The organism is Acidovorax sp. A1169, assembly GCF_030704685.1.
In the GTDB taxonomy this organism is placed as follows: Bacteria; Pseudomonadota; Gammaproteobacteria; order Burkholderiales; family Burkholderiaceae_C; genus Acidovorax.
The window spans coordinates 54,356-71,016 of sequence record NZ_JAUZDX010000021.1 but is presented as its reverse complement, the minus strand read 5'-3'; the positions used below and the strand labels follow the sequence as shown (position 1 = coordinate 71,016).

General features: G+C 67.6%; 15 protein-coding genes. 7 read left to right on the top strand and 8 right to left on the bottom strand.

The window, feature by feature from the left end:
* Window positions 1-68 precede the first annotated feature (68 nt).
* Window positions 69-881, top strand: coding sequence for a DNA translocase FtsK (locus tag QYL93_RS26005; protein WP_305746388.1), 813 nt, complete (start codon window positions 69-71; stop codon window positions 879-881).
* A gap of 27 nt (window positions 882-908) precedes the next feature.
* Here the strand turns inward: QYL93_RS26005 and QYL93_RS26000 are convergent, their stop codons facing one another.
* Window positions 909-1,880, bottom strand: a complete 972-nt coding sequence (locus QYL93_RS26000; RefSeq protein ID WP_305746387.1) for a DMT family transporter — start codon at window positions 1,878-1,880, stop codon at window positions 909-911.
* A gap of 84 nt (window positions 1,881-1,964) precedes the next feature.
* Between QYL93_RS26000 and QYL93_RS25995 the strand changes: the two genes are divergently transcribed.
* The 3 genes from QYL93_RS25995 to QYL93_RS25985 all read left to right on the top strand — a co-directional run bounded on the left by QYL93_RS25995 (window position 1,965) and on the right by QYL93_RS25985 (window position 4,704).
* Window positions 1,965-2,831, top strand: a complete 867-nt coding sequence (locus tag QYL93_RS25995) for a LysR family transcriptional regulator (RefSeq protein WP_305746386.1) — start codon at window positions 1,965-1,967, stop codon at window positions 2,829-2,831.
* Window positions 2,832-2,998: 167 nt separating this feature from the next.
* Window positions 2,999-3,433 (top strand): hypothetical protein, encoded by a 435-nt coding sequence (locus QYL93_RS25990; protein ID WP_305746385.1) that lies wholly within the window; start codon window positions 2,999-3,001, stop codon window positions 3,431-3,433.
* 131 nt (window positions 3,434-3,564) lie between these two features.
* On the top strand, window positions 3,565-4,704 hold the full coding sequence (locus QYL93_RS25985; protein WP_305746384.1) for a zinc-binding dehydrogenase: 1,140 nt from the start codon (window positions 3,565-3,567) through the stop codon (window positions 4,702-4,704).
* A 25-nt stretch (window positions 4,705-4,729) separates the two neighbouring features.
* On the opposite strand, the gene QYL93_RS25980 is transcribed toward QYL93_RS25985, so the two are convergent.
* From QYL93_RS25980 to QYL93_RS25970, 3 genes are read right to left on the bottom strand one after another with little or no spacing between them, the layout of a single operon-like run.
* The gene (locus QYL93_RS25980) at window positions 4,730-5,374 is read right to left on the bottom strand and encodes a DsbA family protein (protein WP_305746383.1); all 645 of its coding nucleotides are present in this window, start codon (window positions 5,372-5,374) and stop codon (window positions 4,730-4,732) included.
* Complete coding sequence (locus QYL93_RS25975; RefSeq protein WP_305746382.1) at window positions 5,371-5,637, bottom strand: hypothetical protein; 267 nt, start codon at window positions 5,635-5,637, stop codon at window positions 5,371-5,373. Before QYL93_RS25975 ends, QYL93_RS25980 begins: the two co-directional genes overlap by 4 nt.
* Before the next feature lie 43 nt (window positions 5,638-5,680).
* Entirely contained in the window at window positions 5,681-6,547 is an 867-nt protein-coding gene (locus tag QYL93_RS25970; RefSeq protein WP_305746381.1) for an MBL fold metallo-hydrolase, read from the bottom strand.
* A 114-nt stretch (window positions 6,548-6,661) separates the two neighbouring features.
* Between QYL93_RS25970 and QYL93_RS25965 the strand changes: the two genes are divergently transcribed.
* The gene (locus QYL93_RS25965; RefSeq protein WP_305746380.1) at window positions 6,662-7,561 is read left to right on the top strand and encodes a LysR family transcriptional regulator; all 900 of its coding nucleotides are present in this window, start codon (window positions 6,662-6,664) and stop codon (window positions 7,559-7,561) included.
* Between the two features lie 56 nt (window positions 7,562-7,617).
* Here QYL93_RS25965 and QYL93_RS25960 read toward each other — a convergent pair whose 3' ends face one another.
* The 4 genes from QYL93_RS25960 to QYL93_RS25945 all read right to left on the bottom strand — a co-directional run bounded on the left by QYL93_RS25960 (window position 7,618) and on the right by QYL93_RS25945 (window position 12,838).
* Complete coding sequence (locus tag QYL93_RS25960; protein ID WP_305746379.1) at window positions 7,618-9,753, bottom strand: alpha/beta hydrolase domain-containing protein; 2,136 nt, start codon at window positions 9,751-9,753, stop codon at window positions 7,618-7,620.
* Window positions 9,754-10,054: 301 nt separating this feature from the next.
* Window positions 10,055-11,050, bottom strand: a complete 996-nt coding sequence (locus QYL93_RS25955) for a tripartite tricarboxylate transporter substrate binding protein (RefSeq protein ID WP_305746378.1) — start codon at window positions 11,048-11,050, stop codon at window positions 10,055-10,057.
* A 46-nt stretch (window positions 11,051-11,096) separates the two neighbouring features.
* Window positions 11,097-11,456, bottom strand: a complete 360-nt coding sequence (locus QYL93_RS25950; RefSeq protein ID WP_305746377.1) for a hypothetical protein — start codon at window positions 11,454-11,456, stop codon at window positions 11,097-11,099.
* Window positions 11,453-12,838: an acyclic terpene utilization AtuA family protein gene (locus QYL93_RS25945; RefSeq protein ID WP_305746376.1), complete on the bottom strand. Its 1,386-nt coding sequence runs from the start codon at window positions 12,836-12,838 to the stop codon at window positions 11,453-11,455. Before QYL93_RS25945 ends, QYL93_RS25950 begins: the two co-directional genes overlap by 4 nt.
* Before the next feature lie 103 nt (window positions 12,839-12,941).
* Between QYL93_RS25945 and QYL93_RS25940 the strand changes: the two genes are divergently transcribed.
* Complete coding sequence (locus QYL93_RS25940; protein ID WP_305746375.1) at window positions 12,942-13,844, top strand: LysR family transcriptional regulator; 903 nt, start codon at window positions 12,942-12,944, stop codon at window positions 13,842-13,844.
* A gap of 157 nt (window positions 13,845-14,001) precedes the next feature.
* Entirely contained in the window at window positions 14,002-16,623 is a 2,622-nt protein-coding gene (locus QYL93_RS25935) for an ATP-binding protein (RefSeq protein WP_305746374.1), read from the top strand.
* Window positions 16,624-16,661 lie beyond the last annotated feature (38 nt).

Genomic DNA, 16,661 nt, shown 5'->3' with positions numbered 1-16,661 from the left:
GCCAAAAACCGAACTGTTAGAAGCGGGTCAAGCCTGTTGGTGCTCCTTCAACCCTGGAGTCCATTGCCATGCCCCTTTCCAAAGACCTTCTTCGCGCCGCCGCCCAACTGGTGACGAGCCGCAACGAACCCACCATCTCGCTCCTGCAGCGCCACTTCCGGATAGGCTACGGACTGGCCGGCCAGGTACTGAACCATCTTGAGCAGGAGGGAGTCGTTGTCACCGGCGAAGACGGAATACGCCGCATAGCTCCCGCGCACAGCACTGCACCAGACACAGCCGGGCATGCAGAAGCCGCGGCCATGAAATACCAGCCGGCCATCGACAGAATCCGCAGCGGATTGCTCAGCAAACAGGAGTTGCGGCAATTCAGAGAGAACGCCGTCCAGCGCATTCAACAGGGAGACCGGGGTGCGCAGGCCGTGGTGACGGCTATCGATGGCGCGGTGGCACTGGACAGGGACATCATCTTCATGGGTTTTTGCCCCGATGCGGACTTTGACAACCGGCTCGACATCGAATGGAAAGCCCAGGGCATCTGCACCTTCCACCACATGGACAGCGCGCACCAACTGCAGCGGTTCAACAGCATCTGGCCAGGCGACCTGATCGTGCTGAAAAAGCGGCAGGAGATTGGCAGGACGATGCAACTCTATGGCCACGGCCGGGTGAAAGGCGTGAAGTACACATCCGACCACGTGCGCTACCTGGAAGTGGATTGGGCAAGCCAGGACAGCGTGGTCGAGGTGCCACTGATGTCCAACAGCACCATTGATATCAAGAGCAGCGAACAGGTGCGGGAGAAAATGCCTGCACTCTTCTATCGCTGGCTCGGCCACCAGGTGCCGCCGGAAGCCCAGGACGCCGTACAGGCGCCTTGACGAACGCCTGGTGGGCTGGTGCGCTGTTCATCCCGTGCGGGCGGCGGACTGCCGGCCCGGCCGCCGTATGGTCCACAGCGCCACTGCCATCAGCACCACGCCGCCCAGTTGCACCGGGCTCAGCGTGCGCCCGTACACCGCCCAGTCGACCAGCACCGCGGTGAGCGGGTAGACGAACTGCAGCACCGCCACCTTGCCCAGCGCCAGCCGCGCCATGCCGGCGAACAGGATCACATAGGCCAGGCCTGTGTGCAGCACACCCAGGCCCGTGAGCCAGGCCCAGGCTGCCGCCGTGTGCGGCAACCCAAAGGCCAGCGGGGCCCAGGCCAGCAGCACGGCGCCCACCAGGCACTGCCACAGCGACAGGGCAAACGGGCTAATAGGCGCAGGCGCTCGGCTGGCCAGCAGCGTGACGGCGGCATAGCAGAACGAGCCGCCCAGGCACATCAGCACCCCGGCCACATAGGCCCCGCCATCGGCCGTGCCGGCGGGGATGCCGTCCAGCAGCCCGGTGGTGAGCACCAGGCCGGCCAGGGCCGCCAGCGTAGCGGCCCATTGGATGCCCGAGATCGTCTCGCGCAGGAACAGCGCCCCGAAGACGATGACCCAGATGGGCTGCACGTGGAAGATGACCGTGGCCACCGCGATGGAGGTGCGTGGGATGGCCGCGAAAAACAGCGCCCAGTTGAGCACCATGAACACCCCGGTGGCGCAGGCCACCCAGCGGCTCCTGGCCTGGTGGCGCAGCAGCAACTCGCGCCCCCGGCCCGTGGCCAGGCACCAGGCCACCAGGGCCAGCGCGCCGAAGGCGCAGCGGAACCACACCGTTACCAGCGGGTGCTGGCCGGCCTCTTCCACAAACACGCCGATGGTGCCCAGCAGCACGCCGCCAGCGATCATGAGCCATTGACCGGTGCGTTCGCGGGCAATGCCTGCGGGGTCCGAGCCCCTGGCGAGGAAGGCAGAGGATGCTGGAAGTGCGGAGGCCTTGTGGTTCATGGCGCCAATGGTCGTTTGTTCGGAACTCCAGGTAAAGCGCATAGTTCGCGGTATAGCCATTCGATAATCGAATACATTGCACGCATGACTCATCCCGACCTACAGATCGACTGGCTGCGCGCCTTTGTGGCCGTGGTTGATGCCGGTTCGCTCTCGGGCGCTGCGCCGCTGGTGCACCGCTCGCAGTCGGCCGTCAGCATGCAGATCAAGAAGCTCGAAGCGGCGCTGGGCCGCCCGGTGCTGCTGCGCGGCCCGCGCCACCTGGAACTGACGCCCGTGGGCGATGAGCTGCTGTCATACGCGCGCCGCATGCTGGAGCTGCAGGCCGAGACGCAGACGGCCCTGTTCGGCCCACGGCTGGCGGGCCGGGTGCGCCTGGGCGTGCCGGACGACTACGCATCGACCTACCTCACCCCCGTGCTGCGCAGCTTTTCGCACCGCTACCAGGGGGTGGAGATCGAGCTGACCTGCGAGCAGTCGACCTCGCTGATTCCGCGCGTGGCGCGCGGCGAGCTCGACCTGGCCCTGGTCTCGCGCGACAAGGCGCAGCGTGGGCGCTTTCTGTTCCAGGAGCCCCTGGTCTGGGTGGGCGCCGCGCAGTTCGAGGCCTGGCGGCGCGACCCGCTGCCGATTGCGGTGTACGAATCGGCCAGCCTGGCGCGCATCGCCACCATGAAGGCCCTGGCCGCGCGCCGCCGCGCCTACCGCATCGTCTACCACAGCTCCAGCCTGGCCGGCCAGCTGGCAGCCGTGGAAAGCGGCCTGGCCGTGGCCGTGCTCACGCGCTGCAGCGTGCCGCCCAACCTGCAGATCCTACAGAACCTGCCAGCCGAGTTCGACCTGCCCGCACTCGATTCGATGGACGTCTCGGTGCTGCGCAGCAAGGAGTCGCAGCGCTCACCGGCGGTGGATGCGATGTACGAGCAGATGGTGCGGACGTTGGGTGGTTAGACTGCGACCTGCCGAGAGACGAGGAACACCTCGCAGCGACCATGATGCGAGGTCGACGGCGATAGGTTTCAAGCTGACGGAACTGGATAAAAAGGGAGGAAAAGATGCGTGTATGGATGACCGTTGCCGTGACATGTCTGGTTGCGTTGCAAGGGTGCAAAGACAAGGTGGAAGCCAAGGCACCGCCCGCCCCCGTTGCCAAACCGGTGGCCCAGGAACTTCCTCCTGACCCCACGGGCAAGTACGCGCGTTGCGCAGGCAGTACCGAGCCGCTCAAGTGCCGGGCCATGGTCGATTCGATGGCATCGGAAACACCCGAGACCAAGGCGGCCCGCATTGCGAAGCTGGACAACGAACGAAAGGCCGCTGCGGCCCAGGTAGGGTCCCAGCCGGTGATGCAACAGTCGGCCCAACAGAGCGTGGTGCCTACGCTGTCGGTAGGGATGCGGGCTGACGACGTCCTCAACTCCGATTGGGGGTCGCCCCAGCACGTCAACAAGACCACCACCCAGTACGGCACCCGCGAGCAGTGGGTATACCGCAACGGGAACTACCTGTACTTCGAGAACGGACGACTCAGCGGCATCCAGACGCGCGAGTGAGGCCGTTCTGAGCGGGCCACACTGTCGCACATGCAGCGCGGGCCACACTCGTTGCAGGCGACAATGGCCAGATGACGGCTGTGACGCCAAGCTAAAAGCGTGTGGCCGGTTCATCACCTGGAGAGACACCCATGACCACAACCGTACCTGCCACCGCCCTGCAGTTGCGCTCGCTCGTGCAGCCTGATGCCACCTTGCAGATCAGCCTCGAACCCACCCCCGTGCCCGCCCCAGGGCCCGACGAGGTACTGATCCAGATCCAGGCCACGCCGATCAACCCGTCGGACATCGGACTGCTGTTCGGGCCGGCCGATCTGTCCACCGTGCAGGTGGCCGGCAGCGCCGACCGGCCCGTGGTCACCGCCCGCATCCCGGACCGCGCCATGCCCGGCATGGCCGCACGCCTGGGCCAGAGCATGCCCGTGGGCAACGAGGGCGCGGGCCTGGTGGTGGCGGCTGGTTCCTCGCCAGCGGCCCAGGCGCTGCTTGGGCGCACGGTGGCGCTGATCGGTGGGGCCATGTACGCGCAGTACCGTGCCATGCCCGCCGCGCAATGCCTGCCGCTGCCGGCCGGCATCACGGCGGCCGAGGGTGCGTCGTGCTTCGTCAACCCGCTCACGGCGCTGGGCATGGTGGAGACGATGAAGCGCGAAGGCCATACCGCCCTGGTGCACACCGCGGCGGCCAGCAACCTGGGCCAGATGCTCAACAAGGTCTGCCAGAAGGACGGGATCGGCCTGGTCAATATCGTGCGCAAGCCCGAGCAGGCGGCGCTGCTGCGCGAGATCGGCGCCCAGTACGTGTGCGACAGCAGTGCGCCCGGCTTCATGGCCGAGCTGACCGATGCCCTGGCTGCCACGGGTGCCACCATCGCGTTCGACGCCACCGGCGGCGGCACGCTGGCCGGGCAGATCCTGCAGTGCATGGAAGCCGCCATCAACCGAAAGGCCACCGAGTACAGCCGCTACGGCTCGGCCGTGCACAAGCAGGTCTACCTGTATGGCCACCTGGACACGCGCCCGACTGAGATCCAGCGCACGTTCGGCATGGCCTGGGGCGTGGGCGGCTGGTTGCTGTTCCCGTTTTTGCAGAAGATCGGCAACGAGGCGGCGCAGGCGCTGCGCCAGCGCGTGGCGGCCGAGCTCAAGACCACGTTTGCCAGCCACTACGCGCGCACGGTGTCGCTGGCCGAGGCGCTGAGCGCCGACGCCATCGCCTTCTACGGGCCGCGCAACACCGGTGCCAAGGTGCTGATCGATCCGTCGAAGTAGTCGGTGAGCGCCAACGGCGCTGAAATCAGGCGGCAGCCAGCACCAGCTCCAGCAAGCGCTCATGCGGCCCCAGCAGCGCATCCCCGCCGATCAACCGCAGCGCCCCGCCCTGCCCCGTGACAACCAGCTGAGGCACACCACGCGCGCCCACGGCGCGCAGGGTGGCCTGCGAACTGCCCACGCGTTCGGCCATGGCGCGGTGCAGTGCGGCATCGGGCGCCAGGGTCTGCGCGGCGGCTTCGGCCAGGCCCAGGTTGGTCAGCACATCGGCCAGCACCTGCGCATCGGCCGTGTCACGGCCGTCGATGTAGCGGGCGCGCTGCAGGGCGTGCAGGGTATCCAGTTCGCGGTCAGGCGCGGTCTGCGCCACGGCGGTGAGCGCCAGGGTGGCGGGGCCGGAGTCAAAGCGGCCCGCAGGCGCACCCAGAATGTTGTCGCGGTAGGCCTGGGTGAAGCGCTGGCCCGTGAGTTGTTCGATGCGCTGGTCGTTGGACCAGGCATAGCCGGCGAATTCCGCATCCATGGGCCGGGCACCAGCGCCCGCGAACAGGCCCGATGGTGCCAGGGTGATATGCACGCCAGGGGTCCCTTGCAGGCGGCCCAGGGCAGGCGCAGCGGCGTAGCACCAGCCGCACAGGGGGTCAAACAAATACGTCACCGCCGTTGTCATGGTCTTGGTTCTTTTTCAGTAGGTTGGGAGAGCGCCGCTTCGAAAAGCGCCAGCTCTTCTTCCAGGGTGCCGCGGCTGCGGAAGTGGCGGTTGGCACGCTCGTACCAGTTCTCGGCGTCCTCCAGATCACCCTCCTGCAGGTGCAGGATGCCATGGAGCCAGGCCGCCAGCAGGGAGCCATCGTGTTGCACCAGATCGTGTGCGTCGTTCCATCGCCCGGCACGCAGGTGCTGCAAGACGGGTTGAAGTGGGTGCGTTGGCATGATCTGGTGATCCATCACTTTGGGGGATTGGTAAACCCGTTGCTCACCACTTCATATCGCCCTTGTTCACCTTGGCGCCGATATCGAGCGACAGGCCCATGGGCGCTGCGGGGTAGGCCTTCTTCATGGCCTCGATCAGCTCGGCGCTGGTCTTGGTCGCTGCGGCGTTCTTCTCAAAGGCCTGCAGGTAGCCCTTGGTGTAGGTCACATTGGCGGGCGTCAGCGGCGTACCAGCGGCCATGTGGCCGGGCACGACCACGGTGGGCTGCAGGGCGGCCATTTCGTCGAGCTGGGCCACCCAGGCGCTGCGCTCGGCCACGGTCTGCGTGTCGGCGGTCCATACATGGGTGTTGGTGCCGAACACGCCGATGTTGCCCACCACGGCCTTCACCGACGGGATCCAGGCATAGGGTCGGTGCGCCAGCAGGCCGGTGGTGCCACGGATTTCGACCACCTGGCCGTCGACCGTGAGGGTGTTGCCGGTGATGGCCTTGGGCAGCACGGGCGTGCGCGGTGCGTTGGCGCCCATCTTGGGGCCCCAGAAGGCGAGCTTGCCGGCGAGCTTGGCGTTGATCTTCTCCAGCACGGCGGGGGTGGTCACCACCTCGGCCTGGGGGAAGAATTCCTTGAGCGTTTCCACGCCGAAGTAATAGTCGGGATCGGCCTGGCTCACGTAGATGGTCTTGAGCGTTTTACCGCTGTCGAGCACGTTGGCGGCAATGCGCAGTGCGTCGGCGCGGGTGAAACCGGCGTCGATGACCATGGCCTCCTTCTCGCCGTAGACCAGGGTGGAGTTGACATTGAAGCTGTTGCCGTCGGCGTTGTAGACCTTGATCTGCAATGGCTCGGCAGCCTGAGCGGCGGTGAAGGCGATGGCCAGGGTGGCAGCGACAACGGTGGTGCGGAACATGCTGAAATCTCCAGAAGTGGGTGGTGTTGCTCGGTACAGGCTGCAGTTTATTTGCGCCAATCGATCTAATAAACCGCTTAAAATGCGCATATTTGTTGCATAAATAGATCAAATATGGATCGACTGACCGCGATGCGCGTGTTTGTGGAAGTGGCCACCAGCGGCAGCTTCAGCGCCACGGCCGACCGGCTCGACATGTCGCGCGCCATGGTCACGCGCTATGTGGGCGAGATGGAGCAATGGCTGCAGGCCCGCCTGCTGCAGCGCACCACCCGCAGCGTGACGCTGACCGATGCGGGCGAGGCATGCCTGCGCCGCTGCCAGCAGATGCTGGCGCTGGTGGAGGACATCGAGGAAGAGACCACCGCCACGGGTGAAGGCGAGCTGCGCGGCCAGTTGCGGCTGACCTGCAGCGTATCGTTCGCCTATGCGCAGCTGGGCGCGGCGATTGCCGACTTTCTGGCGCTGCACCCGCTGCTCAAGATCGACCTCGATGCGAGCGAAGGCGCGCTCAACCTGGTGGAGCGGCGCATCGACCTGGCCATCCGCATCAGTAGCGGGCCCGACCCGATGCTGATCGCCCGGCCGCTGGCGCGCTGCGATTCGATGCTGGTGGCATCGCCCGCCTACCTGGCGCGCCATGGCGTGCCCGACCTGCCGGCCGACCTGGAACGCCACCGCTGCCTGAGCTATGCCAACTTCGGCAAGAGCGTGTGGGAGCTGGCCCGTGGCGGCGAGACCGCGCGCGTGGCCGTGTCCAGCCACTTCAGCGCCAACGAGGCCACCACCCTGCTGCGCGCCGCGCTGGCCGGGGGCGGCATCGCGCCGCAGCCCACCTACCTGGCCAACCCGCATATCTCCAGCGGGGAGTTGGTGGCTGTGCTGCCCGATTGGGGGCTTCCGGTGATGGCCATCAATGCGCTGTACACCTCGCGCAGGCACCAGTCGCCGGCCGTAAGGGCGCTATTAGACTTTCTCGTCGAGCGCTTCAAGGGCGCCCCCTGGTCGCTCTGAAAACGCAAAGGCCAGGGTAAGGGCCCCGGCCTTCGCATCTCTGGATCAGCCCACCATCAAGGCAGGATCACGGTCGCCTTCGCCCGCTCGATCTGCGCCTGAGCATCGCGCGGCAGCAGCAGGCGCTGGGCCACCAGGGCGTTGGCCGCCTCGGTCACCGCGGCCACGTAGCCGGCCTGGTTGCCGTACAGCTCCTCCAGCGACACCCGGCCATCGCCGGCTGCCAGGCGCGCGGCGCGGGTGGTGTGGAACGGGATGTAGCCGCCCGTGAGGTTGGCCAGGTCGGTGATGCCCGGCGTGGCCACATAGTTGAACTCGAAGCTCGTGCCCAGCGGCGCGCGCGCCTCCACGCTCTGGATGCCGGCGCGGGTCAGGCCCGTGCGCGCGTCCACCTGGGGTACCAGAATGGCGTAGTCGCGGTTCAGGTTGCGCGGGGGCAGCACGCTGGCAATGCCGGCCTCGTCCTGCGGCAGGTACTGCGGTCCGAAGTCGAACAGCGGGAAGTTGTTGTGCCAGCCCAGGTAGTTGAAGTCGGGGATGGCCGTCTGCGTGCCGTTCACCGCCCAGGTGAGCCCCTTCATGACCGGGAAGGCCACCTGCGCAGGCCGCACCAGGGTGCCGTCGGCCACCTTGGGCACCTGGGTGGCCGACGGCGTGGTGCCGCGCACCACCCAGTCCTCCAGCCCCAGGAACAGCGCGCGGAAGGTGTCGTTGAACTGCACCACCGTGCCCGTGGGGTACGGCGCGCGGCTCGGCGCATAGCTGATGCTGGCCGTACCGCCAGCGCCACCGTGCTGGGTGCTGGCGTAGTAGTAGATGCGGGCATTGTCGGGCTGGGTGAGGTCCTTGAGACCATTGGCATCGGTCAGCACCGGCGAGCCCTGCAGCTGCCAGAACTCCGTGCCCGACAGGCCCAAAAAGAACTTGGGGCAGGTGCTGGTGGCGGCACAGCGCTTCATCACCCCGCCCTGGCGGCCGCTGACATCATCCATGTAGTCCTTGTCCAGCCCGCGCGGTGCCGTCTGGCCGAAGGCCGTGTGGTCGGTGCGCAGCCCGCCGCCGCCGCCGGGCACAGCAAAGCGGGTGTTGGTGTTCGTCTGGCGTGCTGCCACGTGGGCGTACATGCCGTCAAAGACCTTGCTGCCATCGAGCGCCTGGTTGAAACCCAGGTGCAAGAAGGTCTTCATCGCGTTGCCCGACTGCGAGGTGCCCTGCCCCAGCGTGTGCGTGATGCGCCCGGCCACCGGGTTGGCCGTGCCGCTGGCGTCGGCCGCCTTGCTGCGGAAAAAGCTCACCGTGTCGCGCAGCGCGGCCAGGCCCACGCCCATGACCTTGGGGTCCTTGGCGACGTAGACCAGCTCGTACAGGTAGGCCGGATCGAACCCGCCCTTAAGGCAGACGCTGGTAGGGCTTGGTGTGCCGGGGAAGGCGTTGGCCGCAGTGTCGCAGGTGGCGAACTTCCAATCGGCGGCGGGCACCGGGATGCGCGCATCGGTCTCGTTGGCGCGGCGGGTGAGCGAATAGCCGGGCTGGGTGTTGTCCAGGCTGGCGGGCTGGTAGGCAATCATGGAGCCGTTGAACACGCCACCGGGCAGTGTCATCGCGGGGCTGGCGGCGGTGGGCACCAGCTCGGCGCGGTAAGGGCCGGTGATGCTGGTGCCGTCCTTGTTCTTCGCCACGGGCACCGTGGCCGTGAGGCGCGCCGCGGCGCTCTTGGGCACATCGCCCTGCCAGGCCGAGTAGAGCATCACATAGCCGCGCTCCAGGTACACGGCGTCGCTGGGCGTGACCGTGGGGTTGAGCATGGTGAGGATATTGCCGCGGTTGGGTGCGTCGTAGCGCAAGACCCCGCTGGCCTTGGCCATGTCCTTGGGCTTCAACATCACAAACTCGGTCTTGTACTCGGCCATGCCGCGGGCGTTGACGGGCGCCAGCGCCAGGTCCTGGATGACGGCGTTCTTGGGATCGGCCGGGTCCACCTCGCCCGAGAGAGTGCCCGAGAGGCGCTCGTAGGCGCCCACGGTGCCGTAGGTGCCCGGGAAGTCCTCGCGGGCGGTGATCTCGAGCTTCATGGCCGGGGCCTTGCCGGTCAGTCCGTCGTCGCTGCTGCTGCCGCCGCAAGCGGTGATGGCGGCTGCAGCGGCAGCCGTGAGGGCCAGGGCCCCGAGGGTGTGCAGATGGGGATGTTTCATATCGCTTGTCTCCTTGTGAAATGACTCTGGTGGTCGTGCTTGCTCTGCGGGAAAAACGGGCGTGCTCCGGCCTGCACGGGGGCAAGTGCTCAGGCATGGCTGCGCCCACACCGGCTGCGCAGGGGCACAGCTGGCGGGATCGATCGTTCAGGACCCGGATGCGCGGGTCGCGCGGAGGGCTGGAGGCTTAGAGCGGATGCCAAAACTCAGCGAAGCGGTTCTGGCTAGGCGCTGCGCCGCAGGCAGTACGTTAGTACGACAAGGCGCAGCAACGACGCCAGAAGAGTTTTGTTAGCCGCTCTTACTCGGCTTCGATGCCGGCGGCCTTGATGACCTTGCCCCACTTCACCGTTTCGGCGGCCTGGAATTTGGCGAGTTCGTCCGGCGAGGTCGTCCAGGCTTCGGAGCCGGCGGTGTCGAAGAAGGACTTGGCGGCCGCGCTCTTCGTGGCCGCCCCCATCAGCTCGTTGAGGCGTGCCACCACGGCTGGCGGCGTGCCTGCGGGGGCGTAGGCGGCGAACCAGTAGCCCATGTCGTAGCCCTTGACGCCGGCTTCGTCGATGGTGGGCACGTCGGGCAGCTGCGAGCTGCGCTTTTGCGTAGAGTAGCCCAGCGCGCGCAGCTTGCCTGCCTTGACCTGGGGCACGCCGGTGGAGGTGTCGGTGATCATCAGGTCGATCTGCCCGCCGAGCAGGTCGGTGATGGCCAGGGGGTTGCTCTTGTAGGGCACATGCAGGATGTCCACGCCCGCCAGCTGCTTGAGCATTTCACCGGCCATGCGGCTCGACGAGCTGCCGCTGCCGAAACTCAGCTTGCCCGGTGCCTTCTTGGCGGCGGCCACGACGTCGCCCACGCTTTTATAGGCCGATGCGGCGTTGACCACCATCACCTGCCCGCCCTTGCCCAGGCCCGAGATGGGCGCGAAGTCCTTAACCGGGTCGTACGAGAGCTTCTTGTACAGGTGCTCGTTGGCCGCGTGCGTGGTGTTGGTGGTGATGAGGAGGGTGTAGCCGTCGGCCGGCGCCTTGGCCACCGCCTGCGCGGCGATCATGCCGCTCGCGCCGGCCTTGTTGTCGATGACCACGGGCTGCTTGGTGTCGTTGGTGATGGACTGGCCGATGGCGCGCGCCAGTTGGTCGGTGGCGCTGCCGGCGGCAAACGGCACCACGAAGGTGATGGCCTTGGCCGGGTATGCCTGGGCCATGGCCGTACCGGCCAAGCCCAGCGATGCGGCCATGGCCACGGCGGCGGCAAGGGTGCGTCGGCGGGATGGGGAATGGATGTTGAAAGCGCTCATGTTGTCTCCTGGTGTTGTTGGTAAGGGTGAAAGAAGCAAATCGGGGTCAGCCCGGGCCCACAAGATGCCCGGCCAGTGCCTGCGGCACCTGCACCGGCAGGTCGAGCAGCAGGTAGCTCAGCGCCTTGCCGTGGCTGTCGAGGTTCAGGGCGTCGTTGACACCGCCATCGAGCACGTCGTCGAGCACGAAGTTCATGGCCTGCAGTTGCGGCAGCACATAGCGCACCACGCGGCCCGGCTGGCGCTGCACGAAATGGCGCGCCACGGCGGCTTCGGTCACCTGGGCCATGAGCACGTCCCACAGCGCGGGGTGCCAGGCGATGACGCTGATGTTGGAGCGGTTGCCCTTGTCCCCGGTGCGGCTGTGCGCCAGGCGGTAGAGCGGAACAGTGATGGTGTCGGTCATGCGGCCGCCCTTTCCTCTTGCACGATGGCATCGAACATGCGGTAGCCCGTGGGCACGGACTCGCGCGGCACCAGGCAAGACACGGTGCCCAGGCGCGGGCGCATGGCCGTGCGCACCCCTCCGCCGCCTGCAGGGCCGCAGGTGTACAGGGCCGTCACCTCGCGCAGCAGGCGCTGTGCGCTGGCGTGGTCGCGGTGCTGCAGGGCCACGCGCAGGCGCACGTCGCGGGCGCCGCCATCGGTATCACTGGCATCCAGCCAGCGGCCGGCGTCGTCGCCCAGCACGCTGGTCACACCGATCAGGTCGATGCGCAGCGGGCCCAGGCCGGCCAGGCGCTCGCGCAGCACCTCGCCGGCCAGTCGGGCACGGGCCTCGGCACGGGCGCCGGCGTAAGAGATCTCGCCCTCGGCGAACCAGCCCGATTCGAAGCACACGTTGACCTTGAGCGTAGGCGGCCGGGCATGGCCGCGCACGCCTTCGAGCCGCACGGCATCGGGCCCCACGGCGGTGACGGTAGCCTCGGTGATGTCGGCCACCACGTCGGGGGTCAGGTAGGCGGCGGGGTCGTGCAGTTCGTACAAAAGCTGCTCCTTGACCGTGCGCTCGTCGATGCGCCCGCCCGTGCCCGGGGGCTTGGTGATGGTGCAGTGGCCGTCGGCATCGATCTCGGCAATCGGGTAGCCCAGGCGGGCCATGCCGGGCACGTCCTTGTAACCGGGGTCGGCGAAGTAGCCGCCAGTGACCTGGGCGCCGCATTCGAGCAGGTGGCCGGCCATGGTGGCGCGGGCCAGGCGGTCCCAGTCGTCGTGCGCCCAGCCGTAGTGGGCCAGGGCCGGGCCCAGCACCAGCGAGGGGTCGGCCACCCGGCCGCAGACCACCACGTCGGCGCCCTCGCGCAGCGCGCCGGCAATGGCCTGCGCGCCGATGTAGGCGTTGGCGCTGGCGATGGTTTCGGTGGGCATGGCATCGCCCAGGGCGCCCTGCAGCAGGGCGCGGTGCGCGGGGCCGCTCAGGTCGTCGCCCTGCACCACCGCCACGCGCGGGCGGCGCAGGCCCAGCTCGGCCGCCAGTTGCACGATGCGCCGAGCCGCGCCCTCGGGGTTGGCCGCGCCGAAGTTGCTCACGATGCGCACGCCGTGCGCCAGGCAGTCGCCCAGCACGGGGCGCAGCATGTCGACCAGCAGGGGTTCGTAGCCGGCGTCGGGGTCGCTGCGGCGGGCCAGTTGGGCCAGGGCCAGGGTGCGTTCGGCCAGGGTCTCGAAGATCAGCACGGCCGGTTTGCCGCTGGCGATCAGGGCCTGCACCACGGGCGCGGCGGCGTCCGTGCGATCGCCCGAGAAGCCGGCGGCGCATCCGACCAGCAGTGTTGCGTTGTTCGCCATAAGGTGTCTTTGTCTCCTGTGCTGCACTGTAGGCACCGGGTGTTATTCTGTGAAATAGATTGTTGGTATCAATTCATCCGTTTTTCAGATTAATCTACCGGCAATGAGCAGCCACCACCTCTCCACCCGCCAGCTCGACGCCTTCCTGGCGCTGGCCGAGCAGCGCAACTTCACGCGCGCCGCAGCCCAGTGCCACCTTTCGCAGCCGGCGTTCAGTGCCCTCATCCGTGCGCTGGAGGAGGACCTGGGCCTGCGCCTGTTCGACCGCAGCACGCGGCATGTGGATCTCACGGGCGAGGGCCAGAACTTCCTGGAATCAGCCCGGCGCATCCGCACCGAGATCACCACCGCCCTGGCCGCCATGCGCGACGCGGCCACCCTGCAGCGCGGGCGCGTGGCCGTGGCGCTGCTGCCATCGCTGGCGGCCGGCTGGCTGCCGGGCGTGCTGGCGGCCTACCGCGCGGCCTACCCGGGCATCGAGATCGACATTGCCGACGTGCTCTCGGAGCCCTGCATCGAGCGCGTGGCCAGCGGCAAGGCAGACTTTGCGCTGGCCGCCATCCGCGCCGACACACCCGAGTTGCAGGCCGAGCCCTTTTGCAGCGACGACTTCCACCTGGTGTGCCAGGCCGACCACCCGCTGGCCTACCGCAAGAAGCCCATTGCTCCCGCCGACCTGGCCACCTGGCCCTTCATCCACCTGGCGCGCAACAGCAGCGTGCGCCAGTACCTGGAAGCCGCCTTCCACCCCGAGGCCATGCACACGCTGATGGAGGTGGAGCAACTGGCCACCGTGATGGGCATGGTGCGCGCGGGCCTGGGGATCAGCGTGGTGCCGGCGCTTACGCTGTTCCACTTCGACCAGCCGGGCCTGGTCACGCGCCCGCTGGCGCTGCCCGGCCTGCTGCGCCAGATCTACCTGGTGCGGCGGCGCGACCGCAGCCTGTCGGTTGCGGCGCAGGCGCTGTACACGCTGGTGATGGCGCGGCGGCCGGGTCAGGGGTAGCCCCCTATCGGTCTGTCATTGCCAAGTCGTGCACGTTTTGGTAATGGCATAGGCGAATGCCTACAAAATCTCTGGACAGGTGTCTTTATCATCGTGCGAAAAATGCGGTGCCGCACCGCCTTCCCCGGGCACGACCCGATCACAGAACCAGGCACCCATGTCCTCCGGCATACCCACTACCCAAGCTTCCCTCCTGTCCGCCGGCGGCGAAATGGCCGGCTTGATTGCGCGCTTCGATTGGGCCAAGACCGCGCTGGGGCCCATTGAACACTGGCCCGCCCACCTCACGCTGGCACTGGCCAACATGCTGCGCTGCCCCATGCCCATCGCCACCTTGTGGGGCGAGGTTGGCGTGCTGATCTACAACGACCCCTACGCCAGGTTTGCGGGCGCGCGCCACCCGGGCCTCTTGGGCATGAAGATCCGCGAGGCCTGGCCCGAGGCGGCTGAGCTCAACGACCGGGTGCTCAAGGTCTGCCTGGCCGGCGGCACGCTCACGTATGAAGACCAGGAGCTGAGCCTGAACCGCGACGGCGTGCACAAGCCGCTGTGGGTGGACCTGAATTACTCCCCCCTGGTGGACGACGCAGGCACCCCGGTGGGCGCCATGGCCCTTGTGGTGGAAACCACCGACAAGGTGCTGGCCGACCGGCGCCTGCTGATGGAGCGCGAGCGCTTTGCCACCCTGTTCGAGCAGTCGCCCAGCTTCATGGTGCTGCTGCAGGGGCCCACGCACCGCATCGAACTGGCCAACCCCAAATACCTGGAGCTGGTGGGCGACCGCGCACTACTGGGCCGCACAGTGGGCGACGCTCTGCCCGAGGCCGCCGAGCAGGGCTACCTGGGCATGCTCGATGGCGTGTACTCCAGCGGCGAGGCAGCCACTGCCTTTGGCGCCCGGTTCGACATCCAGCAGCGCGCGGGTGAGCCGGTGAGCGAGCGTTACATGGATTTCGTGTACCAGCCGATACGCGATACGTCCGGCACGGTGACCGGCATCTTCGTGGATGGCCTGGACGTGACAGAGCGCGTGGCCGCAGAGGCCAAGCGCGACGCCTTGATCGAGTTCACCAGCCAGTTGCGCGGGCTGGACAACGTGGACGACATCAGCCTGGCCGCAGCCAGCATCCTGGGCCAGACCCTCAAAGTCAGCCGCGCGGGCTATGGCCGCGTGGACCACGATACCGACATCCTGCATGTGCAGTGCGACTGGAAGGCCCCGGGGGTGCTGACGCTGCATGGAGAGATTTGCCTGCGGGACTTCGGTACGTTCATCGACGCGCTCAAGAACGACGAGTTCGTCATGGTGACCGATGCGCGCAACGACCCCCGCACTGCGATGGCCGCCGGTGCGCTGGAGTCGCGCAGCGCCCGTGCCTTCATGAACATCCCCGTGGTGGAGCACGAGCGCTTGGTGGCCGTGCTCTTCGTGAACCAGAACGACGTCCGCCAGTGGACGAACGAAGAGTGCGAGTTCATGCGCGAGATTGCAGGCCGCACCCGCACGGCCGCCGAACGCGCGCGCTCCGAGAACGAGCTGCGCGGCAACGAAGCCCAATTGCGCGAGATGAACGAGTCGCTGGAGCGCAAGGTGACGGAGCGCACCAACGAGCTGATGGAGGTGGAGGCCAAGTTCCGCCAGTCGCAGAAGATGGAGGCCATCGGCCAGCTCACCGGCGGCATTGCGCACGACTTCAACAACCTGCTGGCGGGCATGAGCGCCAGCCTGCAGGTGCTGGAAAAGCGCCTTGCCGCGAAGAACTTCGACAACACCGAGCGCTACATCGGCATGGCGCAAAGCGCGGTGCGCCGGGCGGCATCGCTGACCCAGCGCCTGCTGGCCTTCTCACGCCGCCAGACGCTGGACCCGCGCCCCACCGACGTGAACCGCCTGGTGGGCGGCATCGAGGAGATGGTGCGCCGCACGGTAGGCCCTTCGGTCGAGGTGGAGGTGGTGGGCGCGGGCGGCCTGTGGCTCACGCAGGTGGACCCCTCGCAGCTTGAAAACGCCGTGCTCAACCTGTGCATCAACGCGCGCGACGCCATGGCCCCCAACGGTGGGCGCCTGACCATCGAGACGGCCAACAAATGGCTGGACGACCGTGCTGCGGCCGAGCGCGAGCTGCCGCCCGGCCAGTACATCTCGCTGTGCGTGACCGACACCGGCGTGGGCATGGCGCCCGAGGTGATTGCGCGCGCGTTCGACCCCTTCTTCACCACCAAGCCCATGGGCCAGGGCACGGGGCTGGGTTTGTCGATGGTGTACGGCTTCGTGCGCCAGTCGGGCGGGCAGGTGCGCATCTACTCGGTGCCCGGCGAAGGCACCACCATGTGCCTGTACCTGCCGCGCTACATGGGCGATGCCGATCAGGAGAATCCGCACATCCAGCCCACCTTCGACCACCGGGCCGATGGCGAGGTGGTGCTGGTGATCGAGGACGAGGCCACCATCCGCGGCCTGATCGCCGAGGAGCTCGAAGACCTGGGCTACAACGTGATCTCGGTGGGCGATGGCCCGGCCGGACTGCACGTGCTGCAGTCCGACCGCCGCATCGACCTACTGCTGACCGACGTGGGCCTGCCCGGCGGCCTGAACGGCCGCCAGGTGGCCGACGCCGGCCGCGTGACGCGCCCTGACCTCAAGGTGCTGTTCATCACCGGCTACGCCGAGAACGCCGCCGTGGGCAACGGCCTGCTGGCGTTTGGCATGGAGGTGATCACCAAGCCGTTCGACGTGGCGGCCTTGGCGGCCAAGGTGCAGGAGATGATCGAGCGGTAGGGCCAGCAGCTTGGCTGCTGGCGCCCCAACCGCTGCAC

Excerpts from the sequence above, each read along its gene's own strand:
- QYL93_RS26005 (WP_305746388.1), top strand. The coding sequence starts at position 69 with ATGCCCCTTTCCAAAGACCTTCTTCGCGCCGCCGCCCAACTGGTGACG.
- QYL93_RS26000 (WP_305746387.1), bottom strand. The coding sequence starts at position 1,880 with ATGAACCACAAGGCCTCCGCACTTCCAGCATCCTCTGCCTTCCTCGCC.
- QYL93_RS25995 (WP_305746386.1), top strand. The coding sequence starts at position 1,965 with ATGACTCATCCCGACCTACAGATCGACTGGCTGCGCGCCTTTGTGGCC.
- QYL93_RS25985 (WP_305746384.1), top strand. The coding sequence starts at position 3,565 with ATGACCACAACCGTACCTGCCACCGCCCTGCAGTTGCGCTCGCTCGTG.
- QYL93_RS25980 (WP_305746383.1), bottom strand. The coding sequence starts at position 5,374 with ATGACAACGGCGGTGACGTATTTGTTTGACCCCCTGTGCGGCTGGTGC.
- QYL93_RS25975 (WP_305746382.1), bottom strand. The coding sequence starts at position 5,637 with ATGCCAACGCACCCACTTCAACCCGTCTTGCAGCACCTGCGTGCCGGG.
- QYL93_RS25970 (WP_305746381.1), bottom strand. The coding sequence starts at position 6,547 with ATGTTCCGCACCACCGTTGTCGCTGCCACCCTGGCCATCGCCTTCACC.
- QYL93_RS25965 (WP_305746380.1), top strand. The coding sequence starts at position 6,662 with ATGGATCGACTGACCGCGATGCGCGTGTTTGTGGAAGTGGCCACCAGC.
- QYL93_RS25960 (WP_305746379.1), bottom strand. The coding sequence starts at position 9,753 with ATGAAACATCCCCATCTGCACACCCTCGGGGCCCTGGCCCTCACGGCT.
- QYL93_RS25955 (WP_305746378.1), bottom strand. The coding sequence starts at position 11,050 with ATGAGCGCTTTCAACATCCATTCCCCATCCCGCCGACGCACCCTTGCC.
- QYL93_RS25950 (WP_305746377.1), bottom strand. The coding sequence starts at position 11,456 with ATGACCGACACCATCACTGTTCCGCTCTACCGCCTGGCGCACAGCCGC.
- QYL93_RS25945 (WP_305746376.1), bottom strand. The coding sequence starts at position 12,838 with ATGGCGAACAACGCAACACTGCTGGTCGGATGCGCCGCCGGCTTCTCG.
- QYL93_RS25940 (WP_305746375.1), top strand. The coding sequence starts at position 12,942 with ATGAGCAGCCACCACCTCTCCACCCGCCAGCTCGACGCCTTCCTGGCG.
- QYL93_RS25935 (WP_305746374.1), top strand. The coding sequence starts at position 14,002 with ATGTCCTCCGGCATACCCACTACCCAAGCTTCCCTCCTGTCCGCCGGC.